Source organism: Desertihabitans brevis (genome assembly GCF_003327535.1).
GTDB classification, from domain to species: Bacteria; Actinomycetota; Actinomycetes; order Propionibacteriales; family Propionibacteriaceae; genus Desertihabitans; species Desertihabitans brevis.
Window position 1 is genome coordinate 354,314 of record NZ_QOUI01000003.1, and the last position, 17,657, is coordinate 371,970.

The 17,657-nt window shown below is 72.7% G+C and carries 20 protein-coding genes; 10 read left to right on the forward strand and 10 right to left on the reverse strand.

Annotated features, from left to right (window positions below; all coding sequences use genetic code 11):
• Positions 1-19: 19 nt before the first annotated feature.
• Positions 20-1,873: a gamma-glutamyltransferase family protein gene (locus tag DT076_RS07150; RefSeq protein ID WP_233493729.1), complete on the reverse strand. Its 1,854-nt coding sequence runs from the start codon at positions 1,871-1,873 to the stop codon at positions 20-22.
• A 489-nt stretch (positions 1,874-2,362) separates the two neighbouring features.
• Here DT076_RS07150 and DT076_RS07155 point away from each other — a divergent pair, with 489 nt between their 5' ends.
• Positions 2,363-2,473, forward strand: coding sequence for a CGNR zinc finger domain-containing protein (locus DT076_RS07155; RefSeq protein WP_199539016.1), 111 nt, complete (start codon positions 2,363-2,365; stop codon positions 2,471-2,473).
• A gap of 130 nt (positions 2,474-2,603) precedes the next feature.
• Here the strand turns inward: DT076_RS07155 and DT076_RS07160 are convergent, their stop codons facing one another.
• From DT076_RS07160 to DT076_RS07180, 5 genes are all read right to left on the reverse strand, one after another.
• Positions 2,604-2,930, reverse strand: coding sequence for an excalibur calcium-binding domain-containing protein (locus DT076_RS07160; protein ID WP_199539017.1), 327 nt, complete (start codon positions 2,928-2,930; stop codon positions 2,604-2,606).
• 125 nt (positions 2,931-3,055) lie between these two features.
• Positions 3,056-4,039 carry a YihY/virulence factor BrkB family protein gene (locus DT076_RS07165; RefSeq protein WP_114125959.1) on the reverse strand — a complete coding sequence of 328 codons (984 nt, stop codon included), beginning with the start codon at positions 4,037-4,039 and terminating at the stop codon, positions 3,056-3,058.
• A 105-nt stretch (positions 4,040-4,144) separates the two neighbouring features.
• A complete protein-coding gene (locus tag DT076_RS07170; RefSeq protein WP_199539018.1) occupies positions 4,145-4,813 on the reverse strand; it encodes a DUF3618 domain-containing protein in 669 nt (222 codons plus the stop codon).
• On the reverse strand, positions 4,810-5,340 hold the full coding sequence (locus tag DT076_RS07175) for a phage holin family protein (RefSeq protein WP_199539019.1): 531 nt from the start codon (positions 5,338-5,340) through the stop codon (positions 4,810-4,812). The genes DT076_RS07170 and DT076_RS07175 overlap by 4 nt, the downstream gene beginning before the upstream one ends.
• The gene (locus DT076_RS07180) at positions 5,337-6,428 is read right to left on the reverse strand and encodes a hypothetical protein (RefSeq protein ID WP_114125960.1); all 1,092 of its coding nucleotides are present in this window, start codon (positions 6,426-6,428) and stop codon (positions 5,337-5,339) included. The genes DT076_RS07175 and DT076_RS07180 overlap by 4 nt, the downstream gene beginning before the upstream one ends.
• 188 nt (positions 6,429-6,616) lie before the next feature.
• Between DT076_RS07180 and DT076_RS07185 the strand changes: the two genes are divergently transcribed.
• From DT076_RS07185 to DT076_RS07200, 4 genes are all read left to right on the forward strand, one after another.
• Positions 6,617-7,399: an exodeoxyribonuclease III gene (locus DT076_RS07185; protein WP_114125961.1), complete on the forward strand. Its 783-nt coding sequence runs from the start codon at positions 6,617-6,619 to the stop codon at positions 7,397-7,399.
• The gene (locus DT076_RS07190) at positions 7,396-7,947 is read left to right on the forward strand and encodes a DUF402 domain-containing protein (RefSeq protein ID WP_114125962.1); all 552 of its coding nucleotides are present in this window, start codon (positions 7,396-7,398) and stop codon (positions 7,945-7,947) included. The genes DT076_RS07185 and DT076_RS07190 overlap by 4 nt, the downstream gene beginning before the upstream one ends.
• Before the next feature lie 130 nt (positions 7,948-8,077).
• Positions 8,078-8,992 (forward strand): SDR family oxidoreductase, encoded by a 915-nt coding sequence (locus DT076_RS07195; protein WP_114125963.1) that lies wholly within the window; start codon positions 8,078-8,080, stop codon positions 8,990-8,992.
• Positions 8,993-9,580 (forward strand): TetR/AcrR family transcriptional regulator, encoded by a 588-nt coding sequence (locus DT076_RS07200; protein WP_114125964.1) that lies wholly within the window; start codon positions 8,993-8,995, stop codon positions 9,578-9,580.
• Between the two features lie 181 nt (positions 9,581-9,761).
• Here the strand turns inward: DT076_RS07200 and DT076_RS07205 are convergent, their stop codons facing one another.
• Both DT076_RS07205 and DT076_RS07210 read right to left on the reverse strand, forming a co-directional pair.
• Positions 9,762-10,703: a GNAT family N-acetyltransferase gene (locus DT076_RS07205; RefSeq protein ID WP_147264091.1), complete on the reverse strand. Its 942-nt coding sequence runs from the start codon at positions 10,701-10,703 to the stop codon at positions 9,762-9,764.
• Positions 10,704-10,772: 69 nt separating this feature from the next.
• The gene (locus DT076_RS07210) at positions 10,773-11,204 is read right to left on the reverse strand and encodes a hypothetical protein (RefSeq protein ID WP_114125966.1); all 432 of its coding nucleotides are present in this window, start codon (positions 11,202-11,204) and stop codon (positions 10,773-10,775) included.
• 133 nt (positions 11,205-11,337) lie between these two features.
• On the opposite strand from DT076_RS07210, the gene DT076_RS07215 reads away from it, so the two are divergent.
• The 3 genes from DT076_RS07215 to DT076_RS07225 all read left to right on the forward strand — a co-directional run bounded on the left by DT076_RS07215 (position 11,338) and on the right by DT076_RS07225 (position 13,793).
• Positions 11,338-11,721, forward strand: a complete 384-nt coding sequence (locus tag DT076_RS07215; protein WP_147264092.1) for a hypothetical protein — start codon at positions 11,338-11,340, stop codon at positions 11,719-11,721.
• Positions 11,722-12,022: 301 nt separating this feature from the next.
• Positions 12,023-13,213: a Cmx/CmrA family chloramphenicol efflux MFS transporter gene (locus tag DT076_RS07220; RefSeq protein WP_114125968.1), complete on the forward strand. Its 1,191-nt coding sequence runs from the start codon at positions 12,023-12,025 to the stop codon at positions 13,211-13,213.
• 181 nt (positions 13,214-13,394) lie between these two features.
• The gene (locus DT076_RS07225) at positions 13,395-13,793 is read left to right on the forward strand and encodes a hypothetical protein (protein WP_147264093.1); all 399 of its coding nucleotides are present in this window, start codon (positions 13,395-13,397) and stop codon (positions 13,791-13,793) included.
• 35 nt (positions 13,794-13,828) lie between these two features.
• On the opposite strand, the gene DT076_RS07230 is transcribed toward DT076_RS07225, so the two are convergent.
• Complete coding sequence (locus tag DT076_RS07230) at positions 13,829-14,413, reverse strand: TetR/AcrR family transcriptional regulator (RefSeq protein WP_114125970.1); 585 nt, start codon at positions 14,411-14,413, stop codon at positions 13,829-13,831.
• A gap of 60 nt (positions 14,414-14,473) precedes the next feature.
• On the opposite strand from DT076_RS07230, the gene DT076_RS07235 reads away from it, so the two are divergent.
• Together DT076_RS07235 and DT076_RS07240 are read left to right on the forward strand one after the other, a co-directional pair.
• Positions 14,474-15,391, forward strand: coding sequence for a hypothetical protein (locus DT076_RS07235; RefSeq protein WP_114125971.1), 918 nt, complete (start codon positions 14,474-14,476; stop codon positions 15,389-15,391).
• A gap of 236 nt (positions 15,392-15,627) precedes the next feature.
• Entirely contained in the window at positions 15,628-16,425 is a 798-nt protein-coding gene (locus tag DT076_RS07240) for a hypothetical protein (protein ID WP_114125972.1), read from the forward strand.
• Between the two features lie 75 nt (positions 16,426-16,500).
• Here the strand turns inward: DT076_RS07240 and DT076_RS07245 are convergent, their stop codons facing one another.
• Entirely contained in the window at positions 16,501-17,301 is an 801-nt protein-coding gene (locus DT076_RS07245; RefSeq protein ID WP_114125973.1) for a hypothetical protein, read from the reverse strand.
• Between the last annotated feature and the right edge of the window lie 356 nt (positions 17,302-17,657).

Consider the following 17,657-nt stretch of genomic DNA (forward strand, 5'->3'; position numbering starts at 1 on the left):
CTCAGCGCGCTGGCAGGGCTCAGCGGCCGGCGGCGTAGCCCTGCATGCCGCGCGGATTCGCTCCGGCCAGCAGGACGCCGGTGTCGGGGTGGCGGGCGACGGCGCTGAGACGCCCCTCCGACCACGGCCCGCCCAGGGTGACCCGGTGCCCGCGGGCCTCCAGCGCCTGCACGGTCGAGGCGGGCACCCGGCTCTCCAGCACCAGCGAGGCCGGCTCGTAGCCGCGCGGCCAGAACGAGTTGACCAGCGCGTTGGTGTGCCAGTTCGGGGCGTCGATCGCACCCTGCAGGTCGAGCACCCGGTCCTGGCCGAAGCGGGCGAGCACCCGGAGCAGGAAGTGGGTGCTCCACTGGTCCTGCTGGTCTCCGCCGGGGGTGCCGAAGGCGAGCGTGGGACGTCCCTGGTAGGAGGCGAGGCTCGGGGTCAGCGTGGTGCGCGGACGCCGGCCCGGCGTCAGGGTGTTCGGCAGGCCGTCGTCCAGCCAGGCCATCTGCAGCCGGTTGCCGAGCGGGAACCCCAGCCCCGGCACCACCGGGTTGGACTGCAGCCAGCCGCCGCTCGGGGTGGCCGAGATCATCGTGCCCCAGCGGTCGACCACGTCGAGGTGGCAGGTGTCGCCGCGGGTGGTGCCGTCGGCGTCCACCGGCGGGGCGACGGCGTCGGGCTGCTCGGGTCGGACGTCCCCGGCGTGCTGCACGGTCGGCTCACCCGACCCGGCCCCCGTCTGCGCGGCCACCTCGCCGGCCAGCAGCCGCTGGATGTGGGAGGCGACGACGGGCTCGTGGCCGGCGAGCGTCCCTGGACGCCAGTCGGCCGAGGCCTGCTCGCCGACCAGTGCGCGCCGGGCCGCGGTGTGCTCGGGAGACAGCAGCGCGTCCAGGTCGACCGGGGCGGCGTCGCCGTACCAGGCGTCGCGGTCGGCCATGGCGAGTTTGGTGCCCTCGACCAGCCGGTGCACCGTCGCGGGGTCGTCGAGGTCGAGACCGGCCAGGTCGACGCCGTCGAGCAGGGCCAGCTGCTGCAGCATCACCGGGCCCTGGCTCCAGGCTCCCGCCTTGTGCACGGTCCAGTCGCCGACGTCGAGGCTGACCGGCTCCTCCCAGGTGGCCTCCCAGCCGGCGAGGTCGTCGCCGTCGAGGGTGCCGGCGTGCGGGGTGCCGGAGGAGTCCATCGTCTCGGTGCGGGCGGTCGCGACCAGCGCCTCGGCGACGAACCCCTCGCGCCAGCAGCGCCGGGCCGCCTCGATCTGGGCGTCCCGGTCCGGGCCGGCCGACTCGGCCTCGGCGAGCAGCCGCTGCCACGTGCGGGCGAGGTCGGGGTTGCGGAACAGCCGTCCGGGCTGCGGCCCGTCCCCGCCCAGGTACACCTCGGCCGAGGACGTCCAGTGCTCGGCGAACAGCTGCTCGACGCTGCGCACGGTGGCGGCGACCTGCGGCACGGGGACGTGACCGTGCTCGGCCAGCCCGATGGCGTGCTCGAGGACGTCGCGCAGGGGCCAGCTGCCGTGGTCGCGCAGCAGCAGCAGCCAGGCGTCCACCGCACCGGGGACGGGGGCGGCCAGCGGACCGGTGCCGGGGACGAGGTCGAGCCCGAGGTCGCGGTAGTGCGCGGCGGTGGCTCCGGCCGGGGCGACACCCTGCCCGCACAGCACCTGCGGCGGCGCACCCTCGACGCTGATGATCAGCGGCACCTCCCCGGCGGGCCCGTTGAGGTGCGGTTCGACGACGTGCAGCACGAACCCGGCGGCCACGGCCGCGTCGGCCGCGCGTCCGCCGCGCTCGAGCACCGACATCGCGGTGGCGCTGGCCAGCCAGTGCGTGCTGCCGACCATGCCGAAGGTGCCGGACAGGGTGGGGCGGGTGGTGAACGACAACGCGACCTCCTCGACGACGCCGTCCACTATCTCGTGGACGCCGCGGCCGGCCACCCGCGGGGTGACCGGCCGCGTGCCGCCGCGCCGGTCAGAGCCGGGTGCGGAGGAACCGCAGCACCAGCGGGATCCTGCTGCTCGCCGCCCACGACCGGCGTCGAGTTGAGCAGCCTACTCACCGACGGCGACACCGCGACCGCCCTCGCACGTGACGTCGGCGGGCACGGGTCGGCGGCGGAGGTCGACGAGCTGGCCGGGTGCGCGCGGTGCTGCAGGCCGCGGTGCGCACCGGGGAGGTGCCGGCCGGGCTGGAGGACGTGCTCGCCGGGGTGGTCCGCCGGCCGCGGCTCGGCCCCGAGGGGTCCGCTGGGAGCTGGCCATCCCCGCCGAGCGGGTGCCCGCGGTGCGGGCGGTCCTCGCCTGGTCACATCTGCGGGAGGCTCGTCCCGGTCGGCTCCGGGCGTGCGGTAACGACGAGTGCCGGCAGTTCCGGTGGACCGGACCCGGGCGGGCACGGCGCGCTGGTGCTCGATGGCGGTGTGCGGCAACCAGATGAAGGCCCGCCGCCACCACTCCCGCCAGCGAGACGCCGCCGTGGGCTGACCCCCGGTAGCCGGGTCCCGCCGACGGATCAGGTCGGTCCGCCTTCGGGGGCTTCAGGAACCTGTCGATACGCCGACGGCCTCGCTGTGGGGCGGAGGGTGTCGCCGTACCGACAGGTCCCGGAACGAGCTCAGCGCTTCTCGCAGGCGATGCCGTCGTTGTCGCGGTCGAGGTCCTTCTCGCCCTTGTACCGCTTCGAACCGCCGTCGTTGTAGGAGTAGACCTTGTCGCTCTTCCTGAAGTTCGTCACCGGCTTGGACTTCCCGGACACCTTGTCCTTCGCCTTGGCCTTGCCCACGCCGTGGGGGTAGACCTTGTTGAGGGCGGTGCAGTTGGCGTAGGACTTCGGCTTCGGCGAACTGGCTGCTTCGACGGTGCCAGCGGTGGGCAGCGCGAGCAGGGCGGCGCTGGCGAGGACGGCCACGAGGGCGCGACGGACGGAGGTGCGGTGCTGCACGGAGGTCTCCTGGGCCGGGTCGGACTGCTGGTGCGGGGGAGGCCGACGTCGGTCCGAACGAGCAGAAGTGTGCGGACGCCGGGGGACCCCACGCAAGAGGGTCCCGGCGTGTCGCAGCGTCCGACTCAGCCCTTCTCGTCGCCGGGCAGCGAGTCGGCCTTGACCGCGTCCCGCGAGCCCATCGGCTGCTCGGGCCCGCGGGTGGTGTCCTTCGCGGTCTGCTGCTCGGCCTCGGCGTTGATCTCCGCACCCAGGAGCACCGCGTAGGAGGTGATCCACAACCACAGCAGCAGCACGATGATGCCGGCGAAGACACCGTAGGTCTTGGCGTAGTTGCCGAAGGTGGAGACGTAGACCGAGAAGCCGATCGAGGCCAGCAGCCAGATCACGGTGGCCACCACCGCACCGACCGAGACCCACCTGAGCCTGGGTGCGTCCCGGTCGGGGGCGAGCCGGTAGAGCACGGCGAGGGCGGCCATCACCAGGGCCACCAGCAGCACCCAGCGCACCGCCAGCAGCAGGAAGCGGATGACAGGGCTGCCGCCGAAGACGGCCTCCAGCAGCGGGGGCACCACCGCCAGCAGGGTGAGCACGAGGACGAGGAAGACGATGGCGCCGAGGGTCAGCAGCAGGGCCAGCCCACGCTTCTTGAGGAAGTTGCGCTCGTCGTCCTCGTCGTAGGCGGCGTTCACCGCGGTGATGAGGTTGCCCACACCGCCGGACGCGCTCCACAGCGCCACCAGCAGCGAGATGATGACGCTCAGCCCCAGCCTCTGGCGTCCGCCGCTGCTCAGCGAGATCAGCTGGTCGGTGATGAGCGTGCGCGCCTCCGCGGGGAGCGGCTGCAGGAAGGAGCCCAGCTGCTGGGTCATCTGGGCGGGGTCGGCGAACAGGCCGTAGAGACCCACCATCGCCGCCAGGGCGGGGAAGAGCGCGAGGAAGCCGAAGAACGCGACCCCGGCGGCCAGCAGCGGCACCTGGTCGGTCTTGGCCTCGGCCCAGCCGCGCTTGGCGATCTGGAACCAGCCCTGGCGGGGGATGTCCTGGGGCCTATCGGCCTGCTCGCCCGGGACGCTGTCGGGCTGCTCGCTACGGGTGGGGGACGACATGGTGCTCTCCTGCTCGAACCGGTGGTGGGGACGCGACGGCCGGAGGACGCACCACCACGCGGTCGGCTCGGCTCCGCGGGTGGCCGTCCTCCGGCCGTCGACGGTTCAGCTGCCGCGCGACTCCTGCACGGCGTCCTTGGACTGCTGGGCCTGGCCCTGGACGTCCGAGGTGGCCGAGTGGCCCTCCTCCTGGACGTTCTGGACGGCCTCGGTGGCGGTCTCCTTGACCGACTGGGCCGCCTCCTGCACCGGCTCCTTGAGGTTGTCGGCCGCCTCGCGGACCACCTGCTGGGCCTGCTCCTTGAGCGGCTCGGCCTTCTCCTGGAGGTCGCCGACCAGCTGCTGCTCCTTCTGGCTCGCCGGGAAGAGCCCGGCCAGCAGCATCCCCGCACCGAAGGCGATCAGACCGGCGGCCAGCGGGTGGCCCTGGGTCTGGCTGCGGATGTTGCCCGGGGCGGAGCTGACGGCGTCACCGACGTTGGAGGCAGCGCCCTGGACGGCGCCGGCGGCGTCGGAGGCGGCCCCGCGGACCGCACCCGTCGCGTCGGAGGCTGCGCCTGCGGCCCGGTGCCCGGCATCGCTGCTGGACCCCATGATGCGATCCTTGACGCCGGTCACGGCGTCCTTCATCTTGTCGCCCTGCCGGCGGGCCATGTTGGCCGGGTTGGCGGTGTCGGCGAGGGCGTCGACGTCGTCGCTCAGCTCCGCCCTGGTGCGGGCGATCTCGGCCCGGATCTGCTCCGGGTCGTTGGACTGCACGGGTTCGGTGCTCATCGGTTCATCTCCTCCTGCCCCTTCAGGGCGTTGGGGACCTTGCTCAGGGTGTCGGTGGTGTCGGGGACGCCGCGGATCCGGCGCATCTCGTTGCGGCCGACCACGGCCAGGATCACGGCGACGATCGCCCAGACCGAGGCGACGATGAGCGCCGCCCACTCGTAGCCCATGAACTGGCCGAAGCCGAACATGGCGCTGAGGCTGATGAAGACCAGCAGCAGCAGCCCGGCCACGGCGGCACCGGCGAACATGCCGATGCCCTTGCCCGCACGGCTCGCCGACTGGCTGGCCTCGGCCTTGGCCAGGGCCACCTCCTGGCGCATCAGCGTGGAGAGGGTGGAGGTGACGTCGCTCAGCAGCTGGCCGATGCTGCGGCCGTCGTCCGACTCGGCGATGCCACGGTGGCCCGAGCCGGTCCCGGTGCCCTGGGCGCCGCTCTGGAGCGACTCCGCAGCGCCCCGGGTGGTCCCGGGGTCCGGCACCGGCATCGGGTTCGGCGTGGGGTCCGGATAGGTGGGGCCGGTCATCGCGTCCCCTCGTTCCGGGGATCGAGCCACGGGTCCTCACCCGGACGCTCGGCCTGCGGGTCGGTCAGGTCCTCCTCGACCAGCGAGGCGGGACGGTCGGACGCCGAGCCGGGTTCGGTGCCGGGCGGGAAGTCCTGCGAGCCCGTGGCGTAGCCGGTGCCGGTCGTGCCGTAGCCGCCGGCCCCGGTGCTCGCCTGCCCCGCCTGGTCGTAGCCGGTCGCCCCGGTCTGCCCGTAGCCCGCCGAGCCGGCCTGGCCGTAGCCGCCGGAGGCGTAGCCGGTGTCGGTGTAGCCGGTGCTGCCGGTGCCCTCGTAGCCGGTCGCGCCGGTGGCGCCGTAGGCGGTGCCGGAGCTGGGGGCCTCCCAGGCGGCGGGGCCCTGACCGGTGCCCGTGGCGCTGGCCCGGCGGGGGCCGGGGTCGTCCAGCGACGTGCGGCTGGCGGCGATGTCGCGGGTCAGGCGTCCGACCACCACACCGGCGAGTGCGGCACCGGCGAGGAAGACCACCGGACGCCGGCGGGCGAAGTCGCGCACCTCGTCCAGCACGTCGGCCGGCTCACGGTTCTCCAGCCAGTGCCCCGCGCTGCCGATGCGGCGCGAGGCCTCCTTGGCCAGCTGGGTCCCGGGTCCGCTCTGCTCGGACTTCGAGGCCATCTCACCCAGCTCCGAGGCGACCGTGTGCAGGCCGCCGGCGAGGCGCTGCTGCTGGCTGGACGCCTGGCCCCGGACCTCGTCCAGGACGGTGCCGACGATGTCACCGGCGCGCTGCTTCGCCTCCTGGGTGACGTTGACCGCCTCCTCCTTGGCGGTGCCGGCGACGTTCTGCACCCCCTCCTTGGCGGTGCCGGCCACCTGCGAGGCCTCCTGCTGGGCGACGTCCTTGGTGGACCCGCCGGAACCGCCGCCGGTGTCCTGGCTGCCGCCGACGGGCTCCGACAGCGACTCGTCCTGGACGGTGCTGCCGTAGCCGGTGACGCCGGGCGCGGTCGGGTCGTCGCTGCTGGACCAGGTGGTGGGCCGGTCGTCGCCGGAGGCCTGCGGGCCGGTGCCGTAGGGCTGGGGGTCGGGATCGTTTCCGTAGCTGCTCACTGCTGCTCCCTTGTGCCGAAGCGCGCAGACGGGCTGCGCTGCGTTCCGAGCCCCTGCCACGCTGCTGGACGGAGGCGTCTGTCCCAGGCACTACCCACCCCGTGTGTCCCCACTCACACGATGTGGTGACGGCCCGGCGCCGGACCAGCCGGGAACGGGCCGTCAGGAGCGCCCTCTAGGGTGGCTGGGTGCGTCTGGCCACCTGGAACGTGAACTCGCTGCGCTCCCGTATCGGGCGGGTCGAGGACCTGCTGCTGCGCCACGACATCGACGTCCTCGCGCTGCAGGAGACCAAGGCCCGGGAGGACCAGCTGCCGCTGCTCGGGCTGCAGGGCATGGGCTACGAGGTGGCCGCGGCCGGTGTGGACCAGTGGAACGGGGTGGCCGTCCTCAGCCGGGTGGGGGTGGAGGACGTCCAGGTCGGCTTCCCCGACATGCCGGGCTGGGGCGATCCGGTGGCGCCGGAGTCCCGGGCGATCGGGGTGACCTGCGGCGGTGTGCGGGTGTGGTCGCTCTACGTGCCCAACGGGCGCAAGCCCGACGACCCGCACTACCACTACAAGCTCGACTGGCTGGCCCGGCTGCGCGCGGCCGCCTCGGGGTGGCTGTCGACACCGACGGCGCTGGTCGGTGACTGGAACATCGCCCCGACCGACGAGGACGTCTTCGACATCACCGCCTTCGCCCGCTCCACCCACGTCACGCCGCCGGAGCGCGCCGCCTTCCGGGCCTTCCTGGACGACGGCTGGGTGGACGTGGTGCGCCCGCACGCCCCCGGGCCCGGGGTCTACACCTACTGGGACTACTACCGGCAGCGGTTCGAGCGGAACCGCGGGATGCGGATCGACTTCGTGCTCGGCTCGCCCTCGCTGGCCGCCCGGGTCACCGGTGCCCGGGTGGACACCGACGAGCGCGCCGGCAAGGGGGCGTCGGACCACGCCCCGGTCATCGTCGACCTCGACGCCGCGTGAGCTGGCCCGAGGACGCCCGCCCCGGTGAGCCGGTGCTGACCCGCTGCACGAAGTGGCCGGGGTCGCCGCACTGGCAGCGCGAGGGCGTCTGGCTGGGGACGGACGCCCACGGCGCCTGGCTCGGACGGCCCGCAGGGGCGCGCAGCTGGCGTCCCGGGGCCGACTACCGCAACACCCTGGACGGGGTGGCGCTGGTGCCGGCCGGGGCCACCGACTGGGTGGCGAGCCTGGCCCGACCGGCCGACCCGGCCGCCGTCGAGGTGTACGTCGACCTGATGTGGGACGTGCGGTGGTCGGCGGAGCAGCGCGGCGTCCTGCTCGCCACCGACATGGATCTCGACGTCGTCCGCACCGCCGACGGTCACACCTTCCTCGACGACGAGGACGAGTTCGCCGCCCACTCGGCGCGCTGGGACTACCCCGAGGACGTGGGTCGGCAGGTCCGCGACCGGGCCGAGCGGCTGCTGGCCGACGTCCGCCGTGGCACGCCGCCCTTCGACGGGTCGACGGCCACGGGGTGGCTCGACCGGCTGGCCCGTCTGGGCTGAGCCGCAGACCGCGGGCGGCGTCAGCCGCGGGGAGTGATCGTCCGGCGCCGGATCTCGCGCTGCTGCTCCCTGCGGGCCCGTTGGGATCTCATGGTTGTATGTAACTGACTGTTCGTTTATTCTCGAGCTCATGAGCAATTCTCGCCCCCTCGCCGGCCGGGTCGCTCTCGTCGCCGGCGCCACGCGCGGCTGTGGTCGCGCGATCGCTGTCGAGCTCGGAGCGCTCGGCGCCACCGTCTACGGAAGCGGTCGTACGACGCGCGACGAGCGCTCCGAGATGGACCGACCAGAGACGATCGAGGAGACGGCGGAGCTCGTCGATGCCGCGGGCGGGACCGGGATCGCGGTCCGCTGCGACCATGCCGTCGGGGCCGACGTCGCGGCGCTGGTGGACCGGATCCGCACCGAGCACGGCCGCCTGGACGTGCTCGTCAACGACGTCTGGGGCGGCGATCCGTTCACCCGCTGGGTCAAGGGCGTGTGGGAGCACCCGCTCGAGGACACGCTCCGGATCGTGCGCAACGGGATCGAGACGCATCTCATCACCGCGCACCACGCGCTCCCTCTGCTGATCGAGACCGGCGACGGGCTGGTCGTGGAGGTCGGCGACGGCAAGGCCGGCGTCCCGTTCCGTGGCGTCGTCGCCTACGACCACGTCAAGGAGGCGGTCGTGCGGCTCGGCTTCTCGCTGGCTGCCGAGCTGCGCCCGTACGGTGCGACCGCGCTCTCCGTGACTCCGGGCTTCCTGCGCTCCGAGGCCATGCTCGAGCACTTCGGCGTCACGGAGGCGACCTGGCGCGACGCCTCCGACGCCCACGGCGGATACTTCCGCTACTCCGAGACCCCTCACCTGCTCGGCCGCGGCGTCGCGGCGCTCGCCGCCGACCCCGACCGAGCCCGCTTCGCCGGGCAGTGCCTCGGCTCGTGGGACCTCATGCACACCTACGGCTTCTCCGACGTCGACGGTGAGCGCCCCGACTGGGGCGTGGTCGACGCGGAGGCGCGTGCGGCCGACCCCGAGATCGCGCTGCCGGCGGCCGAGTAGATGCCGCGTCCGCGCACCGTCTCCGACGAGGCCGTCCTCGACGGCGTCCTCGCACTCGCCCACCGCGTCGGCCCGGCGAAGCTCACGCTCGCCGCCGCGGCCCGCGAGGTCGGCCTCTCTCCCGCCACCCTGATCCAGCGCTACGGCACCAAGCACGAGCTGCTCCTCGCGGCCGACCGCCGCGGCGTAGAGCTGTGGGTCACCCCGGTCGAGGAGGCCGAGCACCCGTCGCCGCTGGACCGGGTCGTGGAGGGCCTGGTCGGCGCGGTGGACCCGGACATGACCCCAGAGGAGATCGCGAACTCGGTGGCGATGCTCCAGCTCGATCTCGTCGAGCCCGACTTCCACGCGGAAACCCTGCGCGGTGCGCGCCGGCTACGCGCGGCGCTCGAGCGCCACCTGCAGGCGGCGTCGATCGCCGGCGAGCTTCGTGACGGCACGGACGTCCGGGCCCTCGCCAAGCTCGTCGAGACGACCTACCACGGTGCCATGATCGGCTGGGCGCTGCACCGCGAGGGATCCCTCGCGGCATGGATGCGCGAGCAGCTCGAGGCGGTCCTCAGCGCCAGCCGTGCCCCGTCGCAGTGAAGCTGCCTCTCGGTAGCCGACGGCAACGAACTCGCCATGCAGGACTCAGGGGCCAGCGAGCCGAGTCCGGGCGCAAGCTCGCAGCCCGAGGTTGACCGCGCAGCGGGCGAAGAAGCCGGGTGGGACCGGGTGCCTTCTCGAGGAGACCGGGTCGGCCGCACACCAGGACGGCTGAGCGTCCTCAGAGGTGCTTGACGTAGTAGCGGGTGCCGTTGGACACGCGCTCGAGCTCGAAGCCGGCGGCTTCATAGAGACGTCGGGCGGCGCTCTGCCGCTCTGAGGTGTCGAGACGAATCGCGCGGCACGATGCTGCGGTGGCGGCACGGATGGCGGTCGCGAGTAGCCGCCGGCCCCAGCCCTGGCCCCGGTAGGACGGGTGGAGGTACATCCGCTTCAGGGTCATGACTCGCTCTCGGGGTGGGGTGAGGGCAGCGGATCCCACCACCTCGTCACCGTCCTTCAGCACCCACACGTGCTGGTAGAAGGCGGCGGGGTCGGCCAGATCGGCATCGAGATCAGGGTCGAAGGAGAAGCCGAACGCGCGATGGATGTCGTTGACCAGCGCAGCGAAGCCCTCTCTGTCCGAGGCGGTCATCTCGAGGATCCGCAGCGCGGGCACGACGTCGCGTCGCTTCTTCAGCAGCCCGGGGATCCAGTGGTGCCCGTACCGTCGCTGCAGCGCGGGGACAGCCCAGTCCCTTCCCGTCACGGTGCCGCGGCACAGGTGCGACCCGCAGGAGCATGGCATCGAGAAGTCGGGGTCGTCGGTGATCGTGCCGTAGTCGACCGTCACCTCCTCGTCGACGGCGATCCGTCGTCGGGCGGTCAGCCAGAGCCCGGGCTCCCACCACAGGTTCGGGTCACAGCTGTGGTTGCCGTACCCGTTGTCCGAACGGCCCGGCAGCACCAGGTTGAGGTCGCGGTCGATGGAGATCGTGTCGATGTAGGTCGAGCTGCTCGCGAACAGGGCTCGCAGCTCGGCATCGTCGACCAGACGCCCACCGAAGCGAGCCACGCGAACCCCCACTGCGACGGGCTCGCGGGCGAAGAGCCCCCGGCCCGCGATGTCGGAGGCTCGGATCTCGATCGCCGGGCTGAGCCACGGCTCTGCTGGCACCGTCACCCAAGACACCCTCAGCCGCTCCTCTCGATGGCGATCATCGCGATGGCTCGGTCGCTGGCGCCACCTGCGTCATGCTTCCAGCGCCAGCTCGAAGCGGCCGGCTCGACCCATCTCCAGCACCACCGTGAGTGACTCCGTTCCCCGGAGCCCGGGTGGGACGTCGAGGGCATAGCTGGTCCCCGTGAGGTCTGCGGTGCAGTCCGGGCCGCCGGTCCCCGTCATCGCCACGTGGAGTGACCGGCCCTCGGTGACGAGCGCAGTCGGCGCCATCGGGCAGCTCGAGGAGCCCCACGTCGTGACGTAGAAGCGGTGACCGACCTCGACCCAGCCGACCTCCGGGGTGCCGTCGACGGACACCGGAGGGTCGTGGCGAGGTGGCGTGTAGGGATCGCCGATGACGGTGGGCGCGGCAGGCGTGCAGGCGCAGACCGCGAGCACGGGGATGGTCAGCAGCAGGAGGAGCCTGCTCAGACGGCGAAGCAGGTGGACGACGCGCTCCATGGGTCAACTCCAGCACAGACACCGAAGCGGGCAACAACGCGGAAGGCGCGGGTGACCGGTCATGTGGAATCCCGGTGGCTCCATGTCGCCCCGGTATTGGACAGTGGTCTGCGCGCATCGTGACGATGGCGGCGTGGATCCATCCCCGCGCTCCGGTCCGGTGGAGCGTCAGCGACCCGACGGGCGTCCTCGGCATCCGGCCGGGGAAGCAAGAGGCGACGCCCGACGCCGCTGGGTCGTCGGGATCTCGACGGCGGTGCTGCTGCTCGCCGTCGTCGCGATGCCGGTCTTCTACGCCTTCGTCCTCGCCGTCGCCAGCTTCTCCGGCTGCTTCCTCGAGTGCACAGAACCCAACATCGGAGCCGGTGTGGGGCTGACGGTCGCCATCGTCGTGCTGCTGGCCCTTCCGGTCGTCGGCGGCGTGGCCGTCGCACGGCTGCACTCCAGCAGCCGGAACGCCGTCGGCGTGGCGATCCTCGCCGTCGTCGTCATGGCGCTGCTCCTGCTGGTGCTCTGAGAGACCGGGAGATCAGATCCTGGGCGCCATCTCGTCGTCGCTGGCCGTCCTCGCGGTGCCGCGAGAGGCCTCCGCAGAATCCGATTGCCCGGGCGTCAGGCCATGCGTAGTGTCGCCGACATGTCTGGTCCTGAGGCATCCACGGTGGGAGCTCGCGGTCACGCCGTCAGCTCCCAGAACCCCTGAGCTCTTCCCTCCTCCTGCGCACCTCCTCCGCATCGGGCGTGCGCGCGCCCGGTCGGGCGCTGACCGCGATGACGAGACGACCTTCTTCTCTCGCTCTCGCCCTGGAGGTGCCTCGATGCCCTTGTCTCTCTACCTGCTCGCCATGGCGGTGTTCGCCATGGGTACCTCGGAGTTCATGCTCGCCGGCCTGGTCCCGGACATCGCGACCAGCTTCGATGTCCCGGTCGCGCTGGCGGGCCTCCTGACGTCGGCCTTCGCGGTCGGCATGGTCGTCGGCGCGCCGTCGATGGCGGTGGTCGCGCGCCGCTGGCCGGCTCGGTCCAGCTTGCTGGGTATCCTCGCGGTCTTCGTCGTCGCGCACGTCGTCGGTGCGGTGACCACGACCTTCTGGGTGCTGTTCGCCACCCGGGTGGTCGCCGCCCTGGCCAGCGCAGGCTTCCTCGCCGTGGCGCTGACCACGGCCACCACCCTCGTGCCGGCCAACCAGAAGGGACGTGCGCTGGCGGTGCTGCTCTCGGGGACGACCCTCGCCACCGTCGCGGGCGTGCCGGGCGGTGCGGTGCTGGGCGCCCTGCTCGACTGGCGGGCCACGTTCTGGGCGGTCGCGCTGCTGTGCCTACCGGCGGCGATCGGCGTCGTCAGGAGCATCCCGGCCCGGCCGCCGGGCCACCACGACCGTCCGGACGGCCCGGCGCTGCGCGGTGAGGTCGCCGAGCTGACCAAGCCCCGGCTCGTCGTGGTCATGGTGCTGGCTGCCCTGGTGAACGCCGCCACCTTCGCGACGTTCACGTTCCTGGCGCCGCTCGTGACCCAGGTCGCCGGCCTGGGCGAGCTGTGGGTCCCGCTGGTGCTCGTGCTGTTCGGTGCGGGCTCCTTCGTCGGCGTCACCGTCGCGGGACGGCTGTCCGACCAGCGTCCCGGCACCGTCATCGTGGTCGGTGGGCCACTTCTGCTGCTCGGCTGGGTCGGACTGGCGGTCCTGGCCGTCCAGCCGGTGGCGCTCCTGGCCCTCGTGCTCGCGCAGGGGGCGCTGTCCTTCGCGGTGGGGAGCACCCTCGTCACCCGGGTGCTGTACGAGGCCCCCGGCGCGCCCACGATGGCCGGCTCGTACGCGACCGCGGCGCTCAACCTCGGTGCGGCCGGCGGCCCCGCCCTCGCTGCAGCGGCCCTCGGTGCGGGCTCGGGCTACCTGGGCCCGGTGTGGGTGAGCTCTGTGCTCGTCACGCTCTTCCTGCTCGTGATGCTGCCGCTCCTGCGGCTGATCGCCCCCCGCGTCGACCAGGAGGTGGTTCCGTGGGCCACGTGATGGTCGCGCGTGGTCCTTGGCGGACGCGCCCGGTGGTGGCTCGTCCCGACGGCTGCGCGGACCTCGGAGGAGGACCATGACCCGCGGTGGTGCCCCGTCCGGTCGGTTCCACTCCTCGCGGGGAGATCGGAGGCAGCGCGTGGACCGGCGGTCGACCGCCCGTGCCCTGGCTGGTTCCAGGATGCGCCGGACGACCATCGCCGTGCTGTCGGCCTGCGCGGTGGGGCTGGCTGCGGCCGTCGCCGCCCCGGTGCTGTGGTTGCAGGTCGACGAGATGGCGGTGCCGCCCGCGGCCGAGCTCGCACCCCTGCCTGCGGGAGTCACGGTCGTCGCCGACGAGGTGCAGTGCGCCTCGGGCGGCTGCTGGCGCGAGCTGACGGTGGACGGGTCGGAGGGCGGATCAGAGGCCGAGCTGGCAGCGGGCGTGGGCGCCGCTCTGGGTCTGCCCACAGGGATCGACGGGGAGCCGGGCGAGAGCTGCCACGCCAGGAGCTGGCTGGATCTGCGTCGCGTCTGCACCGGGGTGGGGGTCAGGCGGGGGGACGTCTACGTCTATCTGCAGTACGAACGGCTCCTCTGAGCTTCCGTGCGGGCAGTCCACAGCGCCCTCGAGGGTCAGCGGTCGTCGAGGAGTGCGATGGCCTCGCACGCTGCTCGGATGGGCTCGTCCATCCACTCCGGGATCGGGTCACCGATACGGCTGCGCACCATGCCGAGGGGCGTGTCCCGAGCAGCCAGGGCGACCAGCTCGAGCCCTCGGTCGCTGACCCGGCCGTAGCGCCGCTCGGCGAGCTGGGCGAGCAGGCGTCCGACCGGGGCGTTGAGGTCGTGGAGCTGTTCCTGGAGCCCCGCTGGAGGATCGGCCTGGAGGTCGCGGTAGCGGAAGACCGTGAGCATCCGGGCGTCGCGCGGGTTCGCCCGGCAGAACCGGGGGACGAGCAGGCCGGTCTCGACAATCGCCTGCACCGGGTCGGAGATCGCGGCGATGCCGTCGAACTGGGCGTGGTAGCGGCGTACCGCTCGGATCCACGCCGAGGCGAAGAGCGCATCCCGTGAGGCGAAGCGGTGGTAGATCGACCCGGAGGGGGCGCCCAGCAGAGCGGTCACGTGGGCCACCGTGGCCGAGCGCCAGTGCTGGTGCACCGCCGCCGTAGCGCCGTCCAGGATGTCGTCGACGCTGAACCGAACTCGCTTGACCATGCCGACAGCCTAGATCGATGCTAGAGAACGTCATCTAGAGAACAGCATCTAGGAGGGTCCATGCTCACCGCCGCCCAGCGGGTCGCCCTGCTGCTGGTCGTCCTCGGAGTGGCGCCGTATACGACCCTCAAGGTCCTCTGGCTCGCCGGCAGCACCGTGGGGCTGCGGAGTGACTCCGGGGTCGCTGAGCTGCACAGCACCCGTTTCGTGGTGGGCAACGTGGTCACCATCGCGCTGGAGCTGGCCGCCGTCGGGCTGGCGGTGGCCTTGACCCGCCCGTGGGGTCGTCGCGTCCCCGCCGGGGTGGTGGTGCTCCTGGCCGCCGGAGCGACCGGGCTGCTCGCACCGATCCTCCTCGGGCTCACCGTGGGCAGCGCCCTGCAGCTGGCCGTGACCGGGTCGCTGCGCACCGACGGGATGGACAACCTGAGCCCGTGGGTGTTCGCGCTGGTCTACGGCGGTTTCGCGCTGCTCGGGTTGGGGCTGGCGGTGCTCGGGTGGCAGTACGTGCTGGCCCGGTGGGCGGGCGTGCTCAGCGAGGCTCCCCGACGGCCGGCCACCTGGGTCACGGTCGTCGGTGGGCTGGGTCTGCTGCTCTTCGCCGCGGCGTCAGTGGGGTGGGGGGTGCTCGGCCCGGGGGACAGCGGTCCGCGAGGCATGGAGGCGATCTCGCAGCGCACCGTCCTGGTGCTGTCGGGTCTCCTGGCGCTGGCCGGCTGGGTGGCTCCCCTCCTGGGACGAGCCGCAGCACTCCGGGCGCACCTGGCGTGGATCCTCACCTGGCTGGGGTGCACGACCGCCGCGCTCCAGAGCGTGACCCACGTGCTCCTGGCCCACCAGGGCGCCCCCACCCCACAGGTCGTGGCGATCTCGGCAGTGGCGCTGCCGGGGAGTTGTCTGCACGGGTTGGCGGTCCTGCGTCAACGCGTTGCCGAGATGGCGTCGGACAACGGCAGTCCGGTGCGGGCGCGGGCCTGAGATGTGGGCCGTCGCTGGCACCAAGGACGACCCGCGTGAGCCGAGCGCGGATCAGGACCGGGTTGAGGACGCCGCATGGTCGCCACGGTCTGGCCAGCACACGCCCCTCGTTGCACCAGCGGATGAGAGCCAGCTACGAGAACCTCTCGAGCAGCCGGGGAGCTCGAGGCATCCTGGCCCTGCCCTCGACGGCGATCATGGCTACCGCTCACGCGTAGCGTTCAGAAGGAGTTCGGATGGAGCATGCGGCCCAGGTCCTGGGGATACCTGTTGCCGCTGACCTGCTCGAGCGCTGGCGAGGCTGGTTCGCCCCGCCCGTGCAGCCCTTCCGCACCGACCTGATGCGACCGGACGTGGCAGCCGCCGCTCCCGACCGTCGCGTGCAGCCGACCGCGGAGTGGCAGGACACGTTCTTCATGTACGACGGGACGTGGACCTGGCTCAGCGAAGCCGAGTTCTGGGCCCTCCGACCCAGCCACCGGCGGGCCCTCCTGGCTATCCGGCGCAGGACGGTACGCCCGAAGACGATGCCGGTGTGGCCCTCGGAGCTGGCTGCCGCCGGCGACGAGGTGATGCTCCGCTGGGTCGCCTCCGGGGCGGTCCGGCCCAGTCGGCACGACGCCCTGCCCACCGATGTGTGGGAGCGCGCGGAACCTCTTCTCCCCAGAGCCCGAGCGCTGGCTGGCACCTTCGCGCAGGGGTCCGGACCGAACTGCTTCGGAACCGTCATGGCGGCGTCCGGGCTCGACACCGCCGACGTCCAGGTGGGTCCGCAGCAGTTCCAGGCCTGGGTCGACGAGTGCGCCGAGCCGGTCAGCGGCACCGCACGCGATAACGAGCCGGGCATCGTCTTCGTGTGGACCGAGCACGGCCAGGTGGCCCATGCGACCGTGAGCGTCGGTGCTGGCTGGATGCTGACCAAGCCGTCGCAGTCGTGGTCCAGTCCCCGGTTGATCATGACCGTCCGGGACGCGGTCAGCTCCTGGCGCTTCCGTGGCACGCAGCTGCACCGTTACCGGCTTCGCCCCCGCTGAGCGGAGTTTCGGCTCGGCGTCGGTGTCGTGTCAGCGCCGCACCTCGGGACCGAGTCCGCTCGGAGCGCAGCTGGCTCAACCGCGACCACCTAGCTCGAGAACCGCGGAGACGAGCTCGGCGAGCGTCGCCCGCCGCGTCCTCGCGTCGCCGACAGCCCAGTACGAAGCCTCGAGGTGTCGGACGTCCGTGTCCATGCTCAGCCTCTCGAACCAGTCCGGCAGGTGCTTGAAGAACGGCGGGTGGTGGCCCTCGGCGAGGAACCAGGCGACGTAGACGAGCCGGTGCAGCTCGACGGCCAACGAGTCGTGGAGCCACCGGTTCCCGGCGGCGTCCGCCTTCTCCAGCTCGGTGAGGAAGTCCGGCGCCCGTGCATCGAGCTGCTCCAGGACGACGGAGACGAGCCGCGGACCGGGCTCCTGCGCTCGCCGCTGGACCGCTTCGCCGTCCCCGGCCCGGTCGACGAGCAGCACGCCCTGGGCGAGCCCAGCGGCGACGTGCACCGGCATGGGCCACTGCTCCTCGCTCCAACCGCCTCCCCGGGTCAGCTCATCCATCCAGCCGGCGAAGACCTGGCGCGGCACGTGCTGCACGTCGAGCTCAAAACCTGCCGCGTGACCCCTCTCGAAGACCAGCGGTCGGTGCCCGGAGACGATGCTCGGGAACGGCAGCGTGCTCGCCGCAGGCATCTCCTCCCAGACGGCGACGAGATCGATGTCGGAGTCGTCACGGAAGCCGGACAGCACAGATCCCTGGCCGTAGGCCCAGGCCAGGTCGTCGTACTGCCGCCACCGCTCGGCGACAGCCTCGACGACGGGACGCGCAGCGGCGGGGAGCTGCTCGAGCCCGTGCTCACGGGAAGGCGGTGGGGGAGCCACCGGCCTGACGCTGCCAGAGAACCCCCCGGCGAGTCACGACCACGGGAGGCGGCACCCGAGGACGTCCACCCGGCAAGTCCTACCGGGGTAGGACCCGAAGTCGTCATCGGAGAGGACGCGCAGGGCCCGCAGACCGAGCCCGGCTGGTGCACATGTGCGAGACCGGCTTCCTGGCGGCCCTCCCCGACACCACCGCCGCAGCGCCCGTGGCCGACCGCCTGCGGGACGCGGCCGACGTGGTCGTCCCGCACGCCTCCGGACGTCCCTGGCTGATCGTCCGCCGGGGCGTCGACCCGGTGCTGACCGCTGCGGCCGGCTCGACCCGCATCGCCCTGGTCGGCCCCGCCGGCGCCACC